The sequence below is a fragment of the Stutzerimonas stutzeri RCH2 genome (assembly GCF_000327065.1).
GTDB classification, from domain to species: Bacteria; Pseudomonadota; Gammaproteobacteria; order Pseudomonadales; family Pseudomonadaceae; genus Stutzerimonas; species Stutzerimonas stutzeri_AE.
Window position 1 is genome coordinate 1377378 of the sequence record NC_019936.1, and the last position, 21614, is coordinate 1398991.

Below are 21614 nucleotides of genomic sequence, written 5' to 3' on the forward strand. Positions count from 1 at the left end.
TGGCGCTGCGTTGCAACTACGGCAAGCGGTCGCTTGGAGCGTCAGCGCGCAGCGACCGACGGGGCCTTGCTGCAACTTCGCCGGTCAACGCTGCCGACATGGTCGTTGGCGTTGCCCTGTACGCAGGCGATGCGCTGGTTGCGCCAGCGCTCCCATTCGCTGACCGGGTACTGGCGGTTCCAGATGTCGTACAGACGCCGGTCCTGCTTCGACAGGCGCAGCTTGTAGCGCTCGCTCATGTACAGATAGGTGCGGGCAATGGCGCCGCGGCTGTATTCGGGCGGCATCGCCGTGCGCTGCTTGAAGTTGACCACGAAGGGACAAGCACCGTACTGGCTGGGCTTTTCGCTGAGCATGCCGAAGCCGAAGTTGCTGCGGTCGCCGTTCACCTCGCCGACCACCGGGACCAGGTTGTGCAGGTCGGCTTCCGCCCGGCTGAACACCGGATCGTTGGCCGTGCAGTGCTTGCGTCCGCCTTGTTGCCAGCATTGGCGCTGATGGCCGATCACCCAGGCCGGCACGATATGCTCCCATTCGACCCGCTCGGCACGTTTGGGCTGCTTGCGCGGAATGTAACCACAACTGGCGAGATCGATGCGGTTGCCCTTGAACTCGCAGCCGCAATAGAAATCCACCGGGCGGTCGGCATAGATGGTCCAGGCTACCTTCTTGGCCTCGCGGAAGGTGCGAGGCGCGTCGGCGTAGCTGCTGGAGGACACCAGCAGGGCGAGCAGGAAAAAGCTGAAGCGGCGCATGGAAATCTCGACGACTGAACGAGTTCCGCATCCATGCGAAGGGCCGGCATTCTACCGTCCTTGCTATTAAAAGCCATATAAAACAATAACTTGTATGATGTCACCTGGCCTTCATCTGCCCCAGGCGATTGATCCACAGCGAGGCGAGGATGATCGTCCCGCCCACCGCGAGCAGTAGCAGATTGGTCGTGGTGCCCCAGAACAACAGGTTGAGCATCAGGCCCACCGGCACCGCCATGTTGTTCATTACCGCCAGGGTACCGGCATCCACCAGTGTCGCGCCCTTGTTCCAGCAGAACTGGCCGACAGCGGTGGCCAGCACGCCCATCCAGATCAGCACCGCCCATTGCGTCGTGGTGGTCGGCAGTTTTTCCGCATTACCGAACAGCAGCCACGCCGGCAGCACGATCACCAGTGCGCCGAGAAAGAAGTAGCCGAAGCGGCGATGCAATGGCACGTCGGAGGGGTAACGCTGCGCCAGATGCTTGTAGAACACCTGACCGGCGGCGAAGGTGAAGTTCGCCAGCTGCATGAGCAGGAAGCCGCCGAGAAAATCGCCGGAAACCCCGTCGTAACGGATAAGTCCGGCGCCGAACACCGCGACGGCTGCCGCGACCAGTGCCCAGGGGTTGAAGCGGCGGTTGAGCGCATCGTCGATCAGCGTCACGTGCAGCGGCGTGAGCACGGTGAACAGCAGCACCTCGGCGACCGTCAGCACGTTGAAACTCATGTACAGGCACAGGTAGGTGACGCCGAATTGCAACGCGCCGACCAGGGTCACGCCAGCAATAAAGCCGGGGGCGACGCCGCGCCAACGGGTCAGCGGCAGAAACACCAACCCGGCGAGGATCACTCGCGTGAGCACGGCGAAATAGCTGTCCACCTGGCCGGCCAGGTAAACGCCGATCAGGTTGAAGGAAAAGGCCCAGAGTAGGGTGACGAAGATCAGATAGCGCATGCCGGCTCCTCGACTAAGGCCGGCGACGTTAGCGGTTGCGCATGAAAGAGGGAAGGGCTGGCGAGCCTGCAGGCCCGCCAGCCGAACGATCAGGCCGACTTCAGGGTGGCCATGTCGATGACGAAGCGATACTTCACGTCGCTCTTGAGCATGCGCTCGTAGGCGTCGTTGATGTCCTGCATGCGGATCATCTCGATGTCCGAGACGATGCCGTGCTCGGCGCAGAAGTCGAGCATCTCCTGGGTTTCGGCGATACCGCCGATCAGCGAGCCGGCAATGCGGCGGCGCTTGAAGATCAGGCCGAACACGCTCGGCGACGGGTGCGGCGAAGCCGGTGCGCCAACCAGGGTCATGGTGGCGTCGCGCTTGAGCAGATTGACGAAGGCGTCGAGGTTGTGCGGCGCGGCAACGGTGTTGAGGATGAAGTCGAAGCTGTTGGCGTGCGCCGCCATCTCGTCCTTGTTCTTCGACACCACCACTTCGGCAGCGCCGAGGCGCAGGGCATCTTCACGCTTGTCTGGCGAGGTGGTGAACAGCACGACCTTCGCGCCCATGGCATTGGCGATCTTCACGGCCATGTGGCCAAGACCGCCGAGGCCGACCACACCGACCTTCTGCCCCGGGCCGACCTTCCACTGGCGCAGCGGCGAGTAGGTGGTGATGCCCGCGCAAAGCAGCGGCGCGACGGCGGCGAGGTTGTCGGTGTGGTTGATGCGCAACACGTACTTTTCATCCACCACGATGTTGTCGGAATAGCCGCCGAGGGTGTTCTCGCCACCGCCGAAGGCCGGACCGTTGTAGGTGCCGACGAAACCGTTCTCGCAATACTGCTCCAGCCCTTCGCCACAGGACGAGCAGGTGCGGCAGCTATCGACCAGGCAGCCAACGCCGGCGATATCGCCCGCCTTGAACTTGCTGACGTTCGCGCCGACCGCGCTTACACGGCCGACGATCTCGTGGCCGGGCACCGAGGGATACAGGGTGTTGTTCCACTCGTTGCGCGCGGTATGCAGGTCCGAATGACAGACGCCGCAGAACAAAATCTCGATCCGCACGTCGTTCGGTCCTACTTCGCGGCGCGAGAAGGAGTAGGGGGCGAGCGGGGTGCTTGGATCGAGGGCGGCGTAACCGATGCTGTTGCTCATGACGGCTCCTTTGTGTGTTCGGAATTTGCAGAGGCCAAGCCTAATGGCGGCGAAGTCGGCTGCGTTTGCACAATCCTGCCGAAGGCTGGTGCGTTTCTGCCGCAATGGTCGCCAGGGCTGATAGCGCAGACTGAGTTGGGAGGCGTTCAGTGACGAACAGTTCAGTCGCTCATCGCTGTTTGGAGGTTTGCCGTCACTGCTGGCGGATAGCGGGAGGGGAAGGCGGGCCGTGCGGTAGGTCGCAGGACTAACGAAGGCGGGCCCGGATGCGGGCCCGCCGTTCAGGCTCAGGCTGCCTTGTCCTGGGCCTCGCGCAGGGCGCGGTTCATGGCGCTGAACAGGGCGCGGATGCTGGCAGTGGTGATGTTCTCGTCGATGCCGATACCGTGCAGCGGCCGCTCACCGTCCAGACGCACCTCGATATAGGCTGCGGCCTTGGCGTTGCTGCCGGCACCGATGGAGTGCTCGTGGTAATCCATGATCTCCAGCTTGACCGGCAGCGCAGCGACCAAGGCCTCCAGCGGGCCTTTGCCGATGCCGCGCCAGTGGACGACTTCGCCATCAGCGGCCACTTCCACGTCCACCGCGCTGGTGCCGTTCTCTTCCTGCAGGCGATGACCTTTGAGCGTATAGGGCGCGGTTGCCTGCAGGTACTCGGCTTCCAGCAGCGCGTAGATCTGCTTGGCACTCATCTCCAGGCCGAGGCGGTCGGTTTCCTTCTGCACCACCTGGCTGAACTCGATCTGCATGCGGCGCGGCAGGCTGATGCCATATTCCTGCTCGAGCAGGAAGGTGATGCCGCCCTTGCCGGACTGGCTGTTGACGCGAATCACCGCCTCGTAGCTGCGGCCGATGTCGGCCGGGTCGATCGGCAGATAAGGCACTTCCCAGATGCTGTCCGGGTCCTGCTGGCTGAAACCCTTGCGAATCGCATCCTGGTGCGAGCCGGAGAATGCGGTGTGCACCAGGTCGCCCACGTAAGGGTGGCGCGGATGCACCGGCAGCTGATTGCATTCCTCGACCACCTTGCGCACCGCGTCGATGTCGGAGAAGTCCAGTTGCGGGTCGATGCCCTGGGTGTACATGTTCAGTGCCACGGTCACCAGGTCGACGTTGCCGGTGCGCTCGCCATTGCCGAACAGGCAGCCTTCGACGCGATCGGCGCCGGCCATCAGGCCCAGTTCGGTGGCGGCCACGCCGGTGCCGCGGTCGTTATGGGTGTGCAGGCTGACCAGTACGCTGTCGCGCCGGTCGACGTGACGGCAGAACCACTCGATCTGGTCGGCGTAGATATTGGGTGTGGCGGCTTCGACCGTGGCTGGCAGGTTGAGGATCAGCTTCTGTTCCGGCGTTGGCTGGAACACCTCGATCACGGCATTGCACACCTCGACAGCGAATTCCGGCTCGGTGGAGCTGAAGATCTCCGGCGAGTACTCGAAACGCCAGGCGGTTTCCGGGTTCTGTGCGGCCAGGCGCTTGATGATCTGCGCTGCATTGACCGCGATGTTCACCACGCCGGCCTTGTCCTGATTGAAAACGATGCGGCGGAAGCTTGGCGCGGTGGCGTTGTAGTAGTGGACGATGGCCTGCTTGGCGCCCTTCAGCGATTCGAAGGTGCGGGTGATCAGATCCTCGCGCGCCTGGGTCAGCACCTGGATGGTGACGTCGTCGGGGATGTGGCCGCCTTCGATCAGCTCCCGGACGAAGTCGAAATCGGTCTGCGAAGCAGAGGGGAAGCCGACCTCGATTTCCTTGATGCCGACCTGAACCAGCGTCTTGAAGAAACGCATCTTCTTCGCTGCATCCATCGGCTCGATCAGCGACTGGTTGCCATCGCGCAGATCCGAACTCAGCCAGATCGGTGCCTGGGTGATCGTCTTCGACGGCCAGGTGCGATCCGGAATGTCGATGGCCGGGAAGGCGCGATATTTTTTCGACGGGTTCTTGAGCATGGTCATGGCGTTTCCCCAGGTGAAGCTTGAGCAAGCAACTTGTTTGCCTGTTACAGGCGGTGGTTTATGGTGCAAAGCTATTGCTTGATGGTCGGTGCGTGCAAGCTTCTGACAAAAATTGATGTTTTGTTCCAATAAATGATCAGTTGTGGTTTTTTCTGCTGATTCCTGAAGAAAAGCTCGAGCTTGATTGCTCCCGCTTCTTGCGGCCTCATGTCGCAGCAGCATCCATGCGGGCTGCGTGCGATCATCGGGCTACCTCCCGCTGGGTTACGTCACGGTCAACTGAAGGACATGCCGGTGACACGCAAACGGCTTACGACATTGAGTATCTGGCTTGGCCTGTTCGCCATGCTGATGATTCATGTCGGCCCGTTGTACTCTGCGGTTCAAGCCGCTCAGGCCGCCCAGCTCAGCGAGCACCATCACCATGCCGAACATGAGCCCTCCGCTCACGGCCACCATGGCCAGGCACGCGCGGGGGAGCCGGCCTGGCTCGCGGCGCTGGACCTCTGCGGTTACTGCGAGCTGCTGACGGTCAATCCACCGCTCAGTCTTTCCGTCCAACTGGTTCTGCCTCACCACGAACCGGGTTATTTCCAGCCCCTTCCCGAACAGCCGCTGCCGCCTGCGCTGCGTCGCAGCAGTGGCCATCCCCGTGCCCCTCCGCTTCTGCCCTGCTGACGTTCATCGACCGCTAATGGCGGTTCAATCACATGCAGAAGTGGAAATTCTATGTCCAGCATTACTCATGGCTGTACGGCGCGCGTGCGCCTGTCTGAGCGTTTTTCGATTCAACCGTCCCGCCTGCGTTGGCAGTTCGCCCATGCCGCGTTGCTGGGGATGCTCGCCAGCGGTGTGCTGGCGGCCGACGCCGATCACTCCGGTCACGCCGAGCATGCTGACGCGGTCGAGCTGGCGCCGATGGTTATTACCGGCGTCGGCCAGCAATCCCCGCTGACGGTCGTCACCGACCCGAAGATCCCACGCCAGCCGATGCCGGCCAGCGATGGCGCCGACTACCTGAAGACCATTCCCGGTTTTTCGGCGGTACGTAACGGCGGGGTGAACGGCGATCCGGTGTTCCGCGGCATGTTCGGCTCGCGGCTGAAGCTGCTCTCCAATGGCGGTGAAATGCTCGGCGCGTGCCCCAACCGCATGGATTCGCCCAGCTCGTACATCAGCCCGGACACCTTCGACAAGCTGACCGTCATCAAGGGCCCGCAAACAGTGCTCTGGGGGCCAGGAGCGTCGGCCGCCACGGTGCTCTTCGAACGCGAGCCGGAGCAGTTCAGCGAGCCGGATTACCGCATCAACGGCAGTCTGCTGACCGCCTCCAACGGTCGCTTCGACCGCAACCTGGATGCCGCCGCGGGCAACAGCCAGGGCTATGCCCGGCTGATGGCCAACAGCTCCCAGGCCGATGATTACGCCGATGGCAACGGTGATACCGTGCCGTCGCGTTACGACAAGTGGAATACCGATGTGGCACTGGGCTGGACGCCGGATGAAGACACGCTGATCGAGCTGACCGCCGGGCGCGGCGATGGCTACGCACGCTATGCCGGGCGCGGCATGGATGGCAGCCAGTTCCAGCGCGAAAGCCTGGGGCTGCGCTTCGAGAAGAGCAATATCGGCGAGACGTTCTATGGGTTGGAGGCGCAGGTCTACTACAACTACGCCGACCACATCATGGACAACTACAGTCTGCGTGACTTCGTGCCGACCTCGATGATGAAGGTGCCGACACTGTCGCGGGTCGATCGCCGTACCCTCGGCGGCCGGCTGGTCGGTACCTGGCAATGGACCGACGTCGAACTCAAGGCCGGTGTCGATGCACAGCGCAGCGAACACCGCAAGGTGATGAACCCGAATCTGCACGTGAACCAGATGGTCGCCGCGGCTGGCAGCGATGCATTGCCCTGGGTGCCGGACGCGATGCTGCACAGCTACGGCGTCTTCGGCGAGCTGACCTGGCAGCTCAGCGAACGCGAGAAGCTGATCAGCGGTCTGCGTCTGGATCTGCATGAGGCGACCGATGAGCGCGACTACTTCAACAGCCACCATCCGACGCTCAAGAACGGGATGGGTATGCCCGTCAGTCAGGATTGGGACAACCCCACCGCCGGCGAAACCCGCCGCGATACGCTCTACAGCGGCTTCGTGCGCTACGAGGAAGAGCTGACCAGTGTGCCTGCCACCTGGTACGCCGGCCTCGGTCATGCGCAGCGCTTCCCTGACTACTGGGAGCTATTCGTCTCCAACCCCGGTCCGGTCGGCACGGTGCAGTCGTTCGATTCGGTACGGCCGGAGAAGACCACCCAGCTGGACGTCGGCTTGCAGTACGCGAAAGGACCGCTGGAAGCCTGGGTTTCAGCTTATGCCGGCGTGGTCGAGGACTACATCCTGTTCAGCTACGTGCCAGGCGTGATGCCCGGCATGCTGCGCGCCGAAGTCAGCAATATCGACGCGACCATTGCCGGCGCTGAAATGGGTGCGAGCTATCGTTTCACCAGTAACTGGAAGGGTGACGCGAGCCTGGCTTACGCCTGGGGCAAAAACCGCAGCGATGACCGCGCCATGCCGCAGATTCCGCCATTGGAAGGGCGTCTTGGGTTGACCTATGAGCGCGACAACTGGAGCACCAGTGGCTTATGGCGGGTCGTCGCTGCGCAGAGCCGCGTTGCCGAGAACCAGGGCACCGTGGTCGGCAAGGACTTCGACGAGAGCGCCGGCTTCGGCGTGCTGGCGGTCAATGGCGCCTACCGGCTGAACAAGAACTTCAAGCTCAGTGCGGGCGTCGACAACCTGCTGGACAAGGCCTACAGCGAGCACCTCAATCTCGCCGGCAGTGCGGGCTTCGCCGATTACGGACTGGAACCCACCAGTCGGGTCAACGAGCCGGGCCGCACCTATTGGGCGCGAGTCGACATGAGCTTCTGAAGGAAATAACGGTGGTAAAGGAGCGAGGCGTTCCCTCGCTCCGGACGTAGGTTGGCGCTGAGGCGCGGGGTTTGAAGGTGTGGCCCGCGGCGCTGGCGTCAGGGAGGACGCAATGGGCAGTGCTCAAGGCTGCGCTATCTGCTTCGTGCCTCAGCGCCAACCTACGATTAATCGATGCCGCATGCCTGGCTGCTCGGTCAGCATCGTCACCGTTCTTGTCTATCTTTGCTGGGATGCGCCCGGCAAGTCCTCGCCATCATCTTCGGTCGAATGTTCCTCACGCGCCGCCAGTACTGCTGCGCCGCGGGGCATCAGCGACTCGCCCCAGTTGCGGATGTCTGCACCGCTAGGATGCTGGAACACGCGCAAGCCGAATTCCGGCAGGATCGCCAGCAAGTGATCGAAGATGTCCGACTGGATCGCCTCGTACTGCGTCCACGCCACCGTATTGGTGAAACAGTAGATCTCCAGCGGCAGGCCGTCGGCGGTGGGGCTCAGCTGGCGCACGATCAACGTCATGTTCTGATGAATGCCGCCGTGGCTGCGCAGGTAGCGCTCCACATACGCACGAAAGCTGCCGATATTGGTGATGCGTCGGGTATTCACCGGCTCCTTGCCACGCTCTTCGAGCTTGGCATTCCATGCCTCTATTTCCCTGGTTTTCTCGGTCAGGTACTCGTCCAGCAGATTGAAGCGATGCAGACGCTCGCATTCTTCACGGCTGAGAAAATGCACGCTCTGCTGATCCAGATACAGGCTGCGCTTGATGCGCCGGCCGCCGCTTTCCTGCATGCCGCGCCAGTTCTTGAACGAGTCGGAAATGAAGCGCTTGGTCGGGATGCTGGTGATCGTCTTGTCCCAGTTCTGAATCTTGACGGTATGCAGGGCGATATCGATCACGTCGCCGTCGGCATTGAGCTGCGGCATTTCCACCCAGTCGCCGACGCGGATCAGGTCATTGGAGGTGATCTGCACGCTGGCCACCAGCGAGAGCAGGGTGTCCTGAAAAATCAGCATCAGCACCGCCGCCATGGCACCAAGGCCGGACAGCAGGATCAACGGCGAACGATCGATCAGCGTGGCGATGATCAGAATCGTCGCGATGGCGTAGACGACGATCTTCACCACCTGCAGATAACCCTTGATCGGGTGCAGGCGGGAATCCGGACGGCGCTGGTAGATGAGGTTGACGATGTCCAGCACGGCGCCCAGGGCCAGCGCGATGGTCAGCACGATGAAGCCGCCGCAGACGTTCTGTACCACCGTGACCGCGGCTTCCGGCAGGCCCGGCACGGTCGTCACGCCGATGGACAGCACCAGTGCCGGGACGATGTTCGACAGCCGCTTGATGACGCCGAAATCCTGCAGCTTGTTCTCTCGGGTGTGTTGCAGCAGGCGGTAAAGGCCGCGCACCAGAATGCGTTTGACGACCCAGTTGGACAGCCAGGCGGCGAAGATCAGCGTGGCGCTGGCGAGCAGCGTTTGCAGTTCGGCGTGGGCTCTGAGCCAGTCCAGCCAGCCGGCCAGATCGTCAGACATGGTCTACTCCATCCAGTGTGTTCAGGCGCGACCTGGACAAAGCGCATCGGTCGCGGCGCGATTTGTTCGTACGGCGGCTTTGCTCAGCGGATGAATTCGCGGCCGATGCTCTTGAACAGCTCGGTGCCGGCGCGTTCCATCCATTCGAAGGCAACCATCTCCCGCGAGACGATCACCGCACCGGCTTGGCGCATGCGCGCCAGCGCGAGCGCCTTGTCGCTGGCCCGCCGCGAGCCGACGCCTTCTTCGACAACGAAGACCTCGTTACCGCGGGCGAGCAGGTCGAGCACCGTCTGCAGCACGCACACGTGAGTTTCGCAGCCGCAGACGACGAACTGCCGGCGTTCGCCACCCGGGCGCTGGAACAGCTCGCCGTCGCTTGCCGCGGAAAAGTGCAGCTTCTCCAGAATGGCGGCTTCGTCGACGCCGTCACGCAGGGCGGCGATCGTCCTGCCCAGCCCCTTGCTGTACTGCTCGGTCAGCAGCACCGGCACGCCTACGCGCTGTGCTACCTGCTGCAGCCAGGCAGTGTGCTCGGCCATGGCTTCACTTTCGAGGATTACCGGGAACAGGCGTTCCTGGATGTCGATGATCAGCAGGGTGGAGTCCGTCGCTTTGATGCGCATTGCTGTCGTTCCTTTTGCTGTGTTCAAGGCTTGTAGGCGCCGATGAAGATGGCTGGGTCGACACGGGCATCGTTCAGGCTCACGTTCCAGTGCAGGTGCGGGCCCGTGGCACGCCCGGTCGCGCCGACCTTGCCCAGCACCTGACCCCGCGCCAGTTGCTCGCCGACCTTCACGCCGATCTCGGAAAGATGGCAGAACATGCTGATCAGCCCCTGGCCGTGATCGACGAATACCGTCTTGCCATTGAAGAAGTAGTCACCGGTGAGTATCACCTTGCCGACTGCCGGTGCCTTGATTGGCGTGCCGGTCTTCGCCGCGAAATCCAGGCCGGAATGCGGGTTGCGTTCCTCGCCATTGAAGAAACGGCGCAGGCCGAAGGGCGAGGACAGCGGGCCAGCCACCGGGCGGTCGAACAGCAGATTGCTTGGCTGGTTGGCGCTGAACTGGCGATAGGCACGGTTCTGCTCGTCCAGTTCGCGCTCGATGCGCTTGAGGTCGGCCGGGTTCGGATTGACCTGGCGCTGGTTGTTCAGGGTGATGTGTTGCGCGCGATAGTCGCGACTCTCGACCTGGAAGGTCTGGGTGCGGCCATCGATCTCCAACTGCTGCGCGCCCGGCTTCACAGAAAGCGGGATACCGACGATGGCGATCCAGCGCTGGCCGTCCTCGCGCACCACCAGCGTCGGTTTGCCCTGGTAGCGGGCCTGCGGCGCACTCGGGCCGTTGCCGAGTTCGATCACGGCAACGCCGCCGGGTACGGGTTTATTCAGCAGGCGGGTGATGAATCCCTCGGCATGGGCCGGCAGGGCAATGGCGAGGGCGAACAGCAGGGCGAAGACACGAGGCATGGGTGGGTCCGGTGCAGGAAACGGCCCATCCTCGCGTAAACGCTGGAATAGAGAAAGACCCAGGGATGTCAGAACGTTTCCGGCCAAGCGGCTGCCGCAGGGTCTACAGCAACGGCAGCGTTACTGGCTCCAGATGATTGTCTTCCACGCGCACCTCGAGCTCGCCCTCGCCGAGCCGGGCCTTCAGCCGCTGCCCGGGCTGGGTCTGGCTGGCGCTGCGGATCGCCTGGCCGCGCTCGTCGAGCAGGATGCTGTAGCCGCGACTGAGCGTGGCCAGCGGGCTGACCACGTTGAGCGTCTGGGCGAGGCTTTGTAGCTGCTGGCGCCGGCCTTTCAGGTTGGCCTGCATCGCCCGCGGCAGTCGTGAGGAGAGGTGTTCGAGGCGCTGGCGCAACAGATTCAGAGAACGCCCCGGATGTTGCGCGGCCAGGCGCGTTTCCAGCCGGGCCAGGCGCTCCTGGCCGCTGCACAGGCGGCGGTCGACGGCGCGCAGCAGGCGCTGCTCGAGGTCGTCGATGCGCTGGGCCTGCTGCTGCAGACGTTCGCCCGGATGGCGCAGGCGGCGGGTCAGGCCTTCCAGACGCATGGCGTCACGGTGCAGACGGTCGCGCATGCGCAGCACCAGGCGCTGTTGCAGCCCGCTCAGCCGGTGTTGCAGGTCGGCGCTGCTGGGGGCCAGCAGCTCGGCGGCCGCGGATGGCGTCGGCGCGCGAACATCGGCGACGAAATCGGCGATCGAGACATCGGTTTCGTGGCCCACCGCGCTGACGATCGGCGTGACGCAGGCGTCCACCGCGCGTGCCACGGCTTCTTCGTTGAAGCACCAGAGGTCTTCGAGCGAACCGCCGCCGCGGGCCAGGATCAGCGCATCGAAGCCCTGAGCGTCGGCTAGCTGCAGCGCGCGGACGATCTGTCCGGTGGCTTCGCGGCCCTGCACTGCGGTCGGGATCAGCGTCAGCTCGACCTGCGGCGCGCGGCGTTTGAACACCGAGATGATGTCGCGGATCACCGCGCCGGTCGGCGAGCTGACGATGCCAATGCGCCGCGGGTGGGCGGGCAAAGCAGCCTTGCGTTCGGCAGCGAACAGGCCTTCGGCGCTGAGCTTTTCCTTCAGTGCCTCGAAGGCCAGGCGCAACGCGCCGTCGCCGGCTGGCTCCAGCGTATCGAGAATCAGCTGGTAATCACCGCGCCCCTCGAACAGCGAGACCTTGCCGCGCACCCGCACCGCCAGGCCGTCGCGTAGCGCCTGGCGTACCCGCGCCGCGTTCTGCCGGAACAACGCGCAACGCACCTGGGCGTTCTTGTCCTTGAGGGTGAAATAGATGTGGCCGGACGCCGGGCGGGCGAGGTTGGAAATCTCGCCTTCGACCCAGACCTGAGCGAACACGTCCTCGAGCAGCAGGCGGGCGCGGCCGTTGAGCTGGCTGACGGTGAGGACTTCGCGATCGAGATTCAGACGCTGGAAGGGATCTTTGAGCATGGCGGCGATGATATGCCGGGCGCGGCCATGCGCAAACCGAAACTGCACGCACTGGTCTGCCCGCTCTTGACCGGATCGGGCGTGGCGCTAAGCTGCGCGGCCTTTCTTCATCTCCGTTTCGAGCCGTTATGAGCCATAGCCAAGCGATCATCGTGCCGCGCGTTTCCACGTTCCCGGGGCACGAAGCCAAGGCGCGGATGATCCTGCGCTGGCTGGCCGAGCGGCGCATCGTCGAGGCGCTGCCGACCACCTGCGGTCGCGGTGTTGGCGGCATGGGCTACGCGATTGCTCCAGGCGCGCGAAACGTCGTGATGCATCCGGAGCGCTTGCCCTATGGCGAGGCGATCAATGGCCTTGAGGTGGTGACCAGACGCTGCATCTATACACCGACGCAGGATTTCGCCGAAGAAGCAGGCTGCCCCGAGTGCCGCCGCGAGATCGGCGAGGCGCTGTTCGAAAGCCTGGATGAATGGACGCCTCGACAGACCGACAATTTCACCTGCCCGGAGTGCGGCTTCGAGGACGACATCAACGGTTTCCTCTTCATCCCGCCCTGCGCCTTTTCCAATCTGGGTTTCATCTTCAATGGCTGGGGTGAGGCTGGCTTTCGCCAGGCGTTTCTCGACGAGTTCGCCGAGCGCCTGGGTTTCAAGGTGGCGCTGATTATTGATCGGGCGTGACCGGCTGGTCATTTCGGAAATGCCGTGCATTTAGCTGTGCGCGACGTACCTCACATCCGCATTGAGCGTGACGGGGTGCGTGGGTATAATGCCGCGCTTCCTTTTTCCCGCCTGGGAGCCCCCGCCATGCTGCGTATCAGCCAAGAAGCCCTGACTTTCGATGATGTTCTCCTGATCCCGGGATATTCCGAGGTTTTGCCGAAGGATGTCAGCCTGAAGACCCGTCTGACCCGCGAAATCGAGCTGAACATTCCGCTGGTTTCCGCGGCCATGGACACCGTCACCGAAGCGCGCCTGGCCATTGCCATGGCTCAGGAAGGCGGCATCGGCATCATCCACAAGAACATGAGCATCGAGCAGCAGGCTGCCGAGGTGCGCAAGGTCAAGCGTCACGAGACCGCCATCGTTCACGATCCGGTCACCGTCACGCCGGAAACCAAGATCAGCGAGCTGCTGCGCAAGGCGCATGAACTGGGCTTCTCCGGCTTCCCGGTGGTTTCCGGCAAGGAGCTGGTCGGCATCGTCACCGGGCGTGACCTGCGCTTCACGCCCAATGCCGGCGACTCCGTCGCGGCGATCATGACGCCCAAGGACAAGCTGGTCACCGTGCTCGAAGGCACTGGCCTGGAAGAGATCAAGACCGAACTCTACAAGCACCGCATCGAGAAGATGCTGGTGGTGGACGGCAACTTCCACCTGCGCGGTCTGGTGACCTTCCGCGACATCGAGAAAGCCAAGACCTACCCGCTGGCCTCCAAGGACAGCCAGGGCCGTCTGCGCGTCGGCGCCGCGGTCGGTACCGGCGCCGATACCGGTGAGCGCGTCGAAGCGCTGGCCGCTGCGGGTGTCGACGTGGTGGTGGTCGACACCGCTCACGGTCATTCCCGCGGCGTGATCGACCGCGTGCGCTGGGTCAAGGAGAACTTCCCGCAGGTGCAGGTGATCGGCGGCAACATAGCCACCGCCGAAGCCGCGCTGGACCTGGTCAAGGCCGGCGCTGACGCGGTCAAGGTCGGCATCGGCCCAGGCTCGATCTGCACCACGCGCATCGTCGCCGGTGTCGGCGTACCGCAGATCTCCGCCATCGCCAACGTCGCTACCGCCCTCGAAGGCACCGGCGTGCCGATGATCGCCGACGGTGGCATCCGCTTCTCTGGAGACCTGTCCAAAGCCATCGTCGCTGGCGCCAACGCGGTGATGATGGGTTCGATGTTCGCCGGTACCGAAGAGGCGCCGGGCGAGATCGAGCTGTTCCAGGGCCGCTCCTATAAGGCCTACCGCGGCATGGGTTCGCTGGGTGCCATGTCCCAGGCACAGGGCTCCTCGGATCGCTATTTCCAGGATTCCGCCGCTGGCGCCGAGAAGCTGGTGCCGGAAGGCATCGAGGGCCGTGTGCCGTACAAGGGCTCGCTGGCAGCGATCATCCATCAGCTGATGGGCGGCCTGCGTGCTTCCATGGGCTACACCGGCAGCGCCACTGTCGACGAAATGCGCAGCAAGCCGCAGTTCGTGCGCATCACCGGCGCCGGCATGGCTGAGTCACACGTGCATGACGTGCAGATCACCAAGGAAGCGCCGAACTACCGGGTCGGCTGAAAAATCGATCTGACGCTGCTGCGCTAGGTCATGCTGCGTTGCCTGCCGTCGCTCGCGACGCGGCAAATCGATTTTAAAAGTATGAAGAAGGGGGCTGTTCGATCAGCCCCGTTTCATTTGTGACTACCACGAGAGATGCCCATATGGCTCATCCTGACATTCACGCTCACCGCATCCTGATTCTGGACTTCGGTTCCCAGTACACCCAGCTCATCGCCCGCCGCGTGCGTGAGATCGGCGTCTACTGCGAGCTGCATCCGTGGGACATGAGCGAGGACGACATCCGTGCCTTCGCGCCGCGCGGCATCATTCTCGCCGGTGGCCCGGAGTCGGTTCACGAGGAAGGCAGCCCGCGCGCGCCGCAGGCCGTGTTCGATCTCGGTGTGCCGCTGTTCGGCATCTGCTACGGCATGCAGACCATGTCCGAGCAGCTGGGTGGCAAGGTGCAGGGCTCGGACGTTCGCGAGTTCGGTTATGCCCGCGTCGATCTGGTCGGCAAATCGAAGCTGTTCGACGGCATCGAAGACCACATGGACGACGACGGCGTCTTTGGCCTCGATGTCTGGATGAGTCACGGCGACAAGGTCACCGAGATTCCGGCCGGCTTCCATATCCTGGCCAGCACCCCCAGCTGCCCGATCGCTGCCATGGGCGACGATGTCCGTGGTTACTACGGCGTGCAGTTCCACCCGGAAGTGACTCATACCCGTCAGGGCGGGCGCATCCTTTCCCGTTTCATCCTCGACATCTGCGGCTGCGAAGCGCTGTGGACGCCGTCCAACATCGTCGAAGATGCCATCGCCCAGGTGCGTGCCCAGGTCGGTGATGCCAACGTGCTGCTCGGCCTCTCCGGTGGCGTCGATTCGTCGGTGGTTGCGGCGCTGCTGCACAGGGCGATCGGCGACCAGCTGACCTGTGTCTTCGTCGACAATGGCCTGCTGCGCCTGCACGAGGGCGACCAGGTAATGGCCATGTTCGCCGAGAACATGGGCGTCAAGGTGATCCGTGCCGACGCCGAAGCGCAGTTCCTTGGCAACCTCGAAGGCGAGGCGGACCCGGAGAAGAAGCGCAAGATCATCGGCCGTACTTTTATCGACGTGTTCGATGCCGAAGCCAGCAAGCTGGACAACATCCAGTTCCTTGCCCAGGGCACCATCTACCCCGACGTGATCGAGTCGGCCGGCGCCAAGAGCGGCAAGGCCCATGTGATCAAGTCGCACCACAACGTCGGCGGCCTGCCGGAGGAAATGAACCTCAAGCTGGTCGAGCCGCTGCGTGAGCTGTTCAAGGACGAGGTACGCAAGATCGGCCTGGAGCTCGGCCTGCCCTACGACATGGTCTACCGTCACCCGTTCCCGGGCCCGGGTCTGGGTGTGCGCATCCTTGGCGAAGTGAAGAAGGAGTATGCCGACCTGCTGCGTCGCGCGGATCACATCTTCATCGAAGAGCTGCGCAACTTCGACTGGTACCACAAGACCAGTCAGGCGTTCGTGGTGTTCCAGCCGGTCAAGTCGGTCGGTGTGGTCGGCGACGGCCGTCGCTACGCCTGGGTCGTTGCGCTGCGCGCGGTGGAAACCATCGACTTCATGACTGCACGTTGGGCGCACCTGCCTTACGAGCTGCTGGAGAAGGTATCCAACCGCATCATCAACGAAATCGAAGGCATCTCCCGCGTCACCTACGATGTGTCGAGCAAGCCGCCCGCCACCATCGAGTGGGAGTGATCTGAAGCAATGAGGGCAGCCCAGGCTGCCCTCATGCTATGCGCAGCCTCCGCAGAGAGGCGCGTCGAGCCTGATGGGCCCATCAATTCGGACTGGCTGGAGCCCATGCATGTCCTTTACTCGCAGACAGATTCTCACCGGCCTGGCCGGTCTTGGTGTCGTCGGCCTCGCCGGCAGTGGTGCGCGCTACTGGCTCGGCCGCCCGGCCGACATCACCACCCATGACTATGAGCTGATCGCCGCCCCGCTGGACGTGGAGTTGGTGCCCGGTCACGTCACGCCCGCCTGGGCCTATGGCGGGCAGGCGCCTGGCCTGGAGCTGCGTGGCCGTCAGGGCGACTGGCTGCGGGTGCGCTTCATCAACAATCTGCCTGAGCCCACCACCATCCACTGGCATGGCATTCGTCTGCCGCTGGAGATGGATGGCGTTCCCTACGTATCGCAGTTGCCGGTATTGCCCGGCGAGTTCTTCGACTACCGCTTCCAGCTGCATGATGCTGGCAGCTTCTGGTATCACCCGCACACCAGCAGTGCCGCCCAGCTGGGTCGTGGACTGGTCGGCCCGCTGATCGTCGAGGAGCGCGAACCGAGCGGTTTCCGCCACGAGCGCACGCTCAGCCTGAAGAGCTGGCATATCGACAAACAGGGTGCGTTCACCGAGTTCAGTGTGCCGCGCGAGGCTGCTCGAGGTGGCACGCCGGGCGTGCTGTCGACGGTGAATGGCACACATGCGCCCACGCTTGATCTGCCGGCCGGGCAGGTCGTGCGGCTACGCGTACTCAACCTCGACAATACGCTGACCTACCGACTGAACCTGCCGGACGGCGAGGCGCGCATCTATGCGCTCGAAGGCCATCCAATCGCGCCGATGCCGCTGGGCAAGGAGTACTGGCTCGGTCCGGGCATGCGTATCGACCTGGCGCTGAAGGTGCCGGAGGTCGGCACGGAGCTGTCCTTGCGCAACGGTCCGTTGCGGCTGGCGACGCTGCGTTCGGTGGCCCATGACGAAACCGCCGGCGACTGGCCGCCGGCGCTGCCGACCAATCCGGTGGCGGAGCCGGATCTGCAGCGCGCGGAAACCCTGCGCTTCAACTTCGAATGGGCCGGTACCCTGTCGACCGACGCCGAGCAGGGCGGAGCCTATACCTTCTGGCAGATCAACGGCCAGGCCTGGGATATCAATGACAAGAGTTGTGCGGAACGGCCGATTGCAACGCTGAAGAGGGATGGCCATTACATCTTCGAGCTGCGTAACCTCAGCCAGTACCAGCATCCGATCCATCTGCATGGCATGACTTTCAAGGTGATTTCCTCCAACCGCCGCAAGATCGATCCCTGGTTTACCGATACCTACCTGCTGGGCAAGAACGAAACGGCGCGTATCGCATTGGTCGCCGATAATCCCGGCGTGTGGATGTTCCATTGCCACGTCATCGACCATATGGAAACCGGTCTGATGGCGGCGATCGAGGTGGTATGAGCAAGGGCAGGGCGCAGCAGTGAGAAAACCGTTGATCATCGACCGCAGCCAGGACGAGCGCTTCATGCGTGAAGCCCTGGCACTGGCGGCGCTGGGCGCGGCGCTGGGCGAGGTGCCGGTGGGTGCGGTGCTGGTGCAGGATGGGCAGATCATCGGACGCGGCTTCAACTGCCCGATTTCTCGGCACGACCCCAGTGCCCATGCGGAAATGGTCGCCGTGCGTGACGCGGCGCAGGCAGTGGAAAATTATAGGCTACCCGGTAGCACGCTCTACGTGACGCTGGAGCCCTGCAGCATGTGCGCCGGGTTGATCGTGCACTCGCGCGTCCAGCGAGTCGTCTATGGCGCCACCGAGCCGAAGGCCGGCGTGGTTGTCAGTCGCGGCCAGTTCTTCGAGCAGGGCTTTCTCAACCACCGGGTGCTGGTCGAGGGTGGCGTGCTGGCCGAGGAGTGCGGGACGGTGCTCAGCGAGTTCTTCCGCCAGCGCCGGCAGAAGGGTTAGCGCGCCGCTGTTGTCGGCTGCAGCGTTTCATGGGCGGCGACGCTGCCCTGGGCCGGGAAGACCACCAGATGATCGGCAGCAATGGCGATGCCCACCTCCTGCCCAGTCGGGTAGTCGGCGTGGCTGGTGAAGATCGCAACCAGTTGGTTGCCGGTAGGCAGTTGCAGCCGGTACAGCGTCGACGCACCGAGAAATGTCTTGCCAACGATCAGCGCGCGCAGCGGACTGTCCGGCCTGTAGACGATGTCGTCCGGGCGCAGCAGCACATCCACCGAACTGCCTGCTGGCCAGGTGTAGGCGCGGTTGCCGCGGATCATGCCGAGCTCGGTCTGCACGGTCTCCGGATCGAGCAATTGCCCGCGGATGAAGTAGCCCTGGCCAATGAAGCTGGCGACGAAGGGCGTCAGCGGTTCGTGATAGAGATTGAACGGGGTGTCCCATTGCTCAAGCCGACCATCCTTGAACACGCCCACCTGATCGCTCACGGCGAAGGCTTCTTCCTGATCATGGGTGACCAGAATTGCGCTGGTGTTGCGCGCCTTGAGGATTTCGCGCACCTCATGGCTGAGGCGCCGACGCAACTCCACGTCCAGGTTGGAGAATGGCTCGTCGAGCAGCAGCAGCGCGGGTTCCGGCGCCAATGCTCGGGCCAGTGCCACGCGTTGCTGCTGACCGCCGGAGAGCTCATGGGGGTAGCGTTTGCCGAGTGCTGACAGGTGCACCAGTTCGAGCATCTCGGAGACGATGCGCGAGCAGTCCGGCTGCCTGCGGATGCCGAAGGCGATGTTCTCCGCCACGGTCAGATGGGGAAACAGCGCGTAGTCCTGAAAGACCATGCCGATGCGGCGCTTCTCCGGCGCCAGGGTAAGACCGGCACGGGAAATGACCGCATCTGCCAGTTGGATTTCACCCTGGTGTACCGGTTCGAACCCGGCGATAGCCCGCAAGGTAGTGGTCTTGCCGCAGCCGGAGGGGCCCAGCAGGCAGCCAATGTCGCCGCGGTTCAGATGCAGGTTGAGGTGCTGGACGATGCTCTGCTCGCCGTAGCCGCAGGCCAGATCACGCAGTTGCAGCAGTGGCGGCTCGGTCTTCATGCGTGGTGATAGGCCGGCTCGACGAGGAACTCAAGCAGCGCCTTCTGTACATGCAGGCGGTTCTCGGCCTGGTCCCAGGCTACCGAGCGCGGGTCGTCGAGCAGATCGTGGCTGATTTCCTCACCGCGGTGGGCAGGCAGGCAGTGCATGAACAGCACGTCCGCGGCGGCGCAGTCGAGCAGGGCGCGGTCCACCTGATAAGGGCGGAACGTCGCCAGGCGCGCGGCGGCTTCGTCTTCCTGGCCCATGGAGGCCCAGACGTCGGTGCTGATCAGGTGTGCGCCTGCGGCCGCTTCGCGCGGGTCGCGCAGTATCTGCACGCGATCACCGGCGCGGCCCATCAGCTCGGCGTTGGGCTCGTAGCCCTCGGGGCAGGCGACCTTGAGTTGGAAGTCGAACTGGATGGCCGCTTCTATATAGGTATTGCACATGTTGTTGCCGTCGCCGATCCAGGCCACCGTTTTGCCGGCGATGCTGCCGCGGTGCTCATGGAAGGTCTGCATATCGGCCATCAGCTGGCAGGGGTGCAGATCGTCGGACAGGCCGTTGATGACCGGTACGCTGGAGTTGGCGGCGAAGTCGGTCAGTGTCGAATGCGCGAAGGTGCGGATCATCACCGCGTCGAGCATGCGCGACATGACGATGGCTGAGTCGCTGATGGGTTCACCGCGACCTAGCTGGGTATCCCGCGGAGAGAGGAAGATAGCCTGGCCGCCAAGCTGGATCATGCCGGCCTCGAAGGACAGTCGGGTGCGGGTCGAGGCCTTCTCGAAGATCATGCCCAGCACGCGGTTCTTCAATGGCTCGAACAGGACGCCGCGCTTGCGCAGATCCTTCAACTCGATGCCGCGGCGAACCAGGCTGTTCAGCTCCTGGGGCGTGCAGTCCATCAGTGAGAGAAAGTGCCTTGCGCTCATATCAACTACCTTTATTGCCGCAGCGCGATCCATTGCTTTTCGACAGAAAAAGGGGACCGACGACTGGGGGTCGCACGGGGAGCGACGAAACGGGAAAGGCGCGATCTTATCCAGAAAGCAAGCGCAGGCGCAAATCCGGCCTATGCCAGCCATATCGGGCTGAATCGCAGTATTGGCGGCCCCTGCGCCATGATAAAGCCGAGTCCTCCGCTCGGCTTTCGCTAACGTTTTCCGTTACAATGCGCGGCAACCGTGTCTAGCCGAGGTACTCCATGGATATCATCGAAACCATCAAAGAACAGATCGCCAACAACCCGGTACTGCTATACATGAAGGGCTCGCCCAATGCTCCGCAGTGCGGCTTTTCCGCTCGTGCGACTCAGGCTGTAATGGGTTGTGGTGAGAAGTTCGCTTACGTCGACATCCTGCAGAACCCCGAGATTCGCGCCAACCTGCCGACCTACGCCAACTGGCCGACCTTCCCGCAGCTGTGGGTGAACGGTGAGCTGGTCGGTGGTAGCGACATCATCCTCGAGATGTTCGAGAAGGGTGAGCTGCAGACGCTGATCAAGTCCGCTGTGGGCAAGACCGAGGCCTGAGTCTCAACCGCCACAACAGCGTTTTTGCGAATGCCCGCATCGAACGATGCGGGCATTTTTGTTGGTGGTTGAGATATCCAGTAAAGGATGGCGTTCGAGCTCACCGATCTTTATCGCAATTTGCCGGTCAGAGCACGCGTCGAGACCGAGTCTGCCTCGACCAATCATCGAACGAGAGTCCCCTGCCGTATGCCTTATTTGCGAATGTTGCCCTTTCTGATCGTGCTGGCGGTCGTTCTCTTTGCCGGTCTCAAGCCAGACCCGGTGCCGCAGCTTTTCAGTCAGCAGGACAAGCTTCATCACATGATGGGGTTTGCGGCGCTTGTCTTTACGCTGCGACTTGCGTTTCCACGTCTGCCGATATTCTGGGGCGTTGGCCTGACGCTCGCGGCGGCGTTCGGGATCGAAATGGCACAGGGCATGCTGCCGCATCGAACGGCATCGCGTTGGGACATGGTCGCGAACGTGTTGGGCGTCCTGTCCGGTTGGTGTGGCTGGATGTTGGCACAAGCCTGGTGGCGCCAGCGGACAGGCGAGCCGGTGCCTGAGTAAGCGCTAGCCAGTTGGGCGCGTTTTCAGCGTGGCCCGAAGGGGTGGGCGAAGCGAATAACCTGGGACGCAGTCCCTGGTGAGAGTCCAGAGGCAATAAAAAAGCCCCGGTATCAACCGAGGCTTTCAGATTTGGCTCCGCGACCTGGACTCGAACCAGGGACCCAATGATTAACAGTCATTTGCTCTACCGACTGAGCTATCGCGGAACAACGGTGCGTATCCTA

At 63.2% G+C, this 21614-nt stretch carries 20 protein-coding genes and 1 tRNA gene; 9 read left to right on the top strand and 12 right to left on the bottom strand.

All coding sequences use genetic code 11. The annotated features are described in order from the left end of the window. Positions 1-41 precede the first annotated feature (41 nt). The 5 genes from PSEST_RS06215 to PSEST_RS22085 all read right to left on the bottom strand — a co-directional run bounded on the left by PSEST_RS06215 (position 42) and on the right by PSEST_RS22085 (position 5061). Positions 42-755: an endonuclease gene (locus PSEST_RS06215; RefSeq protein ID WP_015276150.1), complete on the bottom strand. Its 714-nt coding sequence runs from the start codon at positions 753-755 to the stop codon at positions 42-44. A gap of 100 nt (positions 756-855) precedes the next feature. After that, positions 856-1713, bottom strand: coding sequence for a carboxylate/amino acid/amine transporter (locus PSEST_RS06220; RefSeq protein WP_015276151.1), 858 nt, complete (start codon positions 1711-1713; stop codon positions 856-858). Between the two features lie 89 nt (positions 1714-1802). After that, the gene (locus PSEST_RS06225) at positions 1803-2858 is read right to left on the bottom strand and encodes an NAD(P)-dependent alcohol dehydrogenase (protein WP_015276152.1); all 1056 of its coding nucleotides are present in this window, start codon (positions 2856-2858) and stop codon (positions 1803-1805) included. Between the two features lie 287 nt (positions 2859-3145). After that, complete coding sequence (gene leuA / locus PSEST_RS06230; protein WP_015276153.1) at positions 3146-4816, bottom strand: 2-isopropylmalate synthase; 1671 nt, start codon at positions 4814-4816, stop codon at positions 3146-3148. 71 nt (positions 4817-4887) lie between these two features. Continuing rightward, on the bottom strand, positions 4888-5061 hold the full coding sequence (locus tag PSEST_RS22085; RefSeq protein WP_015276154.1) for a hypothetical protein: 174 nt from the start codon (positions 5059-5061) through the stop codon (positions 4888-4890). 73 nt (positions 5062-5134) lie between these two features. Here PSEST_RS22085 and PSEST_RS21700 point away from each other — a divergent pair, with 73 nt between their 5' ends. Continuing rightward, positions 5135-5494: a DUF2946 domain-containing protein gene (locus PSEST_RS21700; RefSeq protein ID WP_080602166.1), complete on the top strand. Its 360-nt coding sequence runs from the start codon at positions 5135-5137 to the stop codon at positions 5492-5494. Positions 5495-5545: 51 nt separating this feature from the next. Continuing rightward, entirely contained in the window at positions 5546-7753 is a 2208-nt protein-coding gene (locus PSEST_RS06240) for a TonB-dependent copper receptor (RefSeq protein ID WP_015276156.1), read from the top strand. Positions 7754-7972: 219 nt separating this feature from the next. Here the strand turns inward: PSEST_RS06240 and PSEST_RS06245 are convergent, their stop codons facing one another. From PSEST_RS06245 to xseA, 4 genes are all read right to left on the bottom strand, one after another. Then, positions 7973-9292 carry a mechanosensitive ion channel family protein gene (locus PSEST_RS06245; RefSeq protein WP_015276157.1) on the bottom strand — a complete coding sequence of 440 codons (1320 nt, stop codon included), beginning with the start codon at positions 9290-9292 and terminating at the stop codon, positions 7973-7975. An 83-nt stretch (positions 9293-9375) separates the two neighbouring features. Further along, a complete protein-coding gene (locus PSEST_RS06250; protein ID WP_015276158.1) occupies positions 9376-9918 on the bottom strand; it encodes a hydrolase in 543 nt (180 codons plus the stop codon). A 23-nt stretch (positions 9919-9941) separates the two neighbouring features. Continuing rightward, the gene (locus tag PSEST_RS06255) at positions 9942-10766 is read right to left on the bottom strand and encodes a M23 family metallopeptidase (RefSeq protein WP_015276159.1); all 825 of its coding nucleotides are present in this window, start codon (positions 10764-10766) and stop codon (positions 9942-9944) included. 103 nt (positions 10767-10869) lie between these two features. Then, positions 10870-12246, bottom strand: coding sequence for an exodeoxyribonuclease VII large subunit (gene xseA, locus PSEST_RS06260; protein WP_015276160.1), 1377 nt, complete (start codon positions 12244-12246; stop codon positions 10870-10872). Positions 12247-12374: 128 nt separating this feature from the next. Between xseA and PSEST_RS06265 the strand changes: the two genes are divergently transcribed. The 5 genes from PSEST_RS06265 to tadA all read left to right on the top strand — a co-directional run bounded on the left by PSEST_RS06265 (position 12375) and on the right by tadA (position 18228). After that, positions 12375-12926 (top strand): hypothetical protein, encoded by a 552-nt coding sequence (locus PSEST_RS06265; protein WP_015276161.1) that lies wholly within the window; start codon positions 12375-12377, stop codon positions 12924-12926. A 126-nt stretch (positions 12927-13052) separates the two neighbouring features. Further along, positions 13053-14522, top strand: coding sequence for an IMP dehydrogenase (guaB, locus tag PSEST_RS06270; RefSeq protein ID WP_015276162.1), 1470 nt, complete (start codon positions 13053-13055; stop codon positions 14520-14522). 143 nt (positions 14523-14665) lie between these two features. After that, positions 14666-16246: a glutamine-hydrolyzing GMP synthase gene (gene guaA / locus PSEST_RS06275; RefSeq protein WP_015276163.1), complete on the top strand. Its 1581-nt coding sequence runs from the start codon at positions 14666-14668 to the stop codon at positions 16244-16246. Positions 16247-16355: 109 nt separating this feature from the next. Beyond that, positions 16356-17726, top strand: coding sequence for a multicopper oxidase family protein (locus PSEST_RS06280; RefSeq protein ID WP_015276164.1), 1371 nt, complete (start codon positions 16356-16358; stop codon positions 17724-17726). A gap of 19 nt (positions 17727-17745) precedes the next feature. Continuing rightward, a complete protein-coding gene (gene tadA / locus PSEST_RS06285) occupies positions 17746-18228 on the top strand; it encodes a tRNA adenosine(34) deaminase TadA (RefSeq protein ID WP_015276165.1) in 483 nt (160 codons plus the stop codon). Here the strand turns inward: tadA and PSEST_RS06290 are convergent. Next, positions 18225-19322 carry an ABC transporter ATP-binding protein gene (locus PSEST_RS06290; RefSeq protein ID WP_015276166.1) on the bottom strand — a complete coding sequence of 366 codons (1098 nt, stop codon included), beginning with the start codon at positions 19320-19322 and terminating at the stop codon, positions 18225-18227. The genes tadA and PSEST_RS06290 overlap by 4 nt on opposite strands. Continuing rightward, entirely contained in the window at positions 19319-20239 is a 921-nt protein-coding gene (argF, locus tag PSEST_RS06295; RefSeq protein WP_015276167.1) for an ornithine carbamoyltransferase, read from the bottom strand. The genes PSEST_RS06290 and argF overlap by 4 nt, the downstream gene beginning before the upstream one ends. 272 nt (positions 20240-20511) lie before the next feature. Between argF and grxD the strand changes: the two genes are divergently transcribed. Both grxD and PSEST_RS06305 read left to right on the top strand, forming a co-directional pair. Next, positions 20512-20838 carry a Grx4 family monothiol glutaredoxin gene (gene grxD / locus PSEST_RS06300; RefSeq protein ID WP_015276168.1) on the top strand — a complete coding sequence of 109 codons (327 nt, stop codon included), beginning with the start codon at positions 20512-20514 and terminating at the stop codon, positions 20836-20838. Between the two features lie 189 nt (positions 20839-21027). Next, a complete protein-coding gene (locus PSEST_RS06305; RefSeq protein ID WP_015276169.1) occupies positions 21028-21390 on the top strand; it encodes a VanZ family protein in 363 nt (120 codons plus the stop codon). Between the two features lie 130 nt (positions 21391-21520). Here PSEST_RS06305 and PSEST_RS06310 read toward each other — a convergent pair. Beyond that, a tRNA-Asn gene (locus PSEST_RS06310) sits at positions 21521-21596 on the bottom strand. Positions 21597-21614 lie beyond the last annotated feature (18 nt).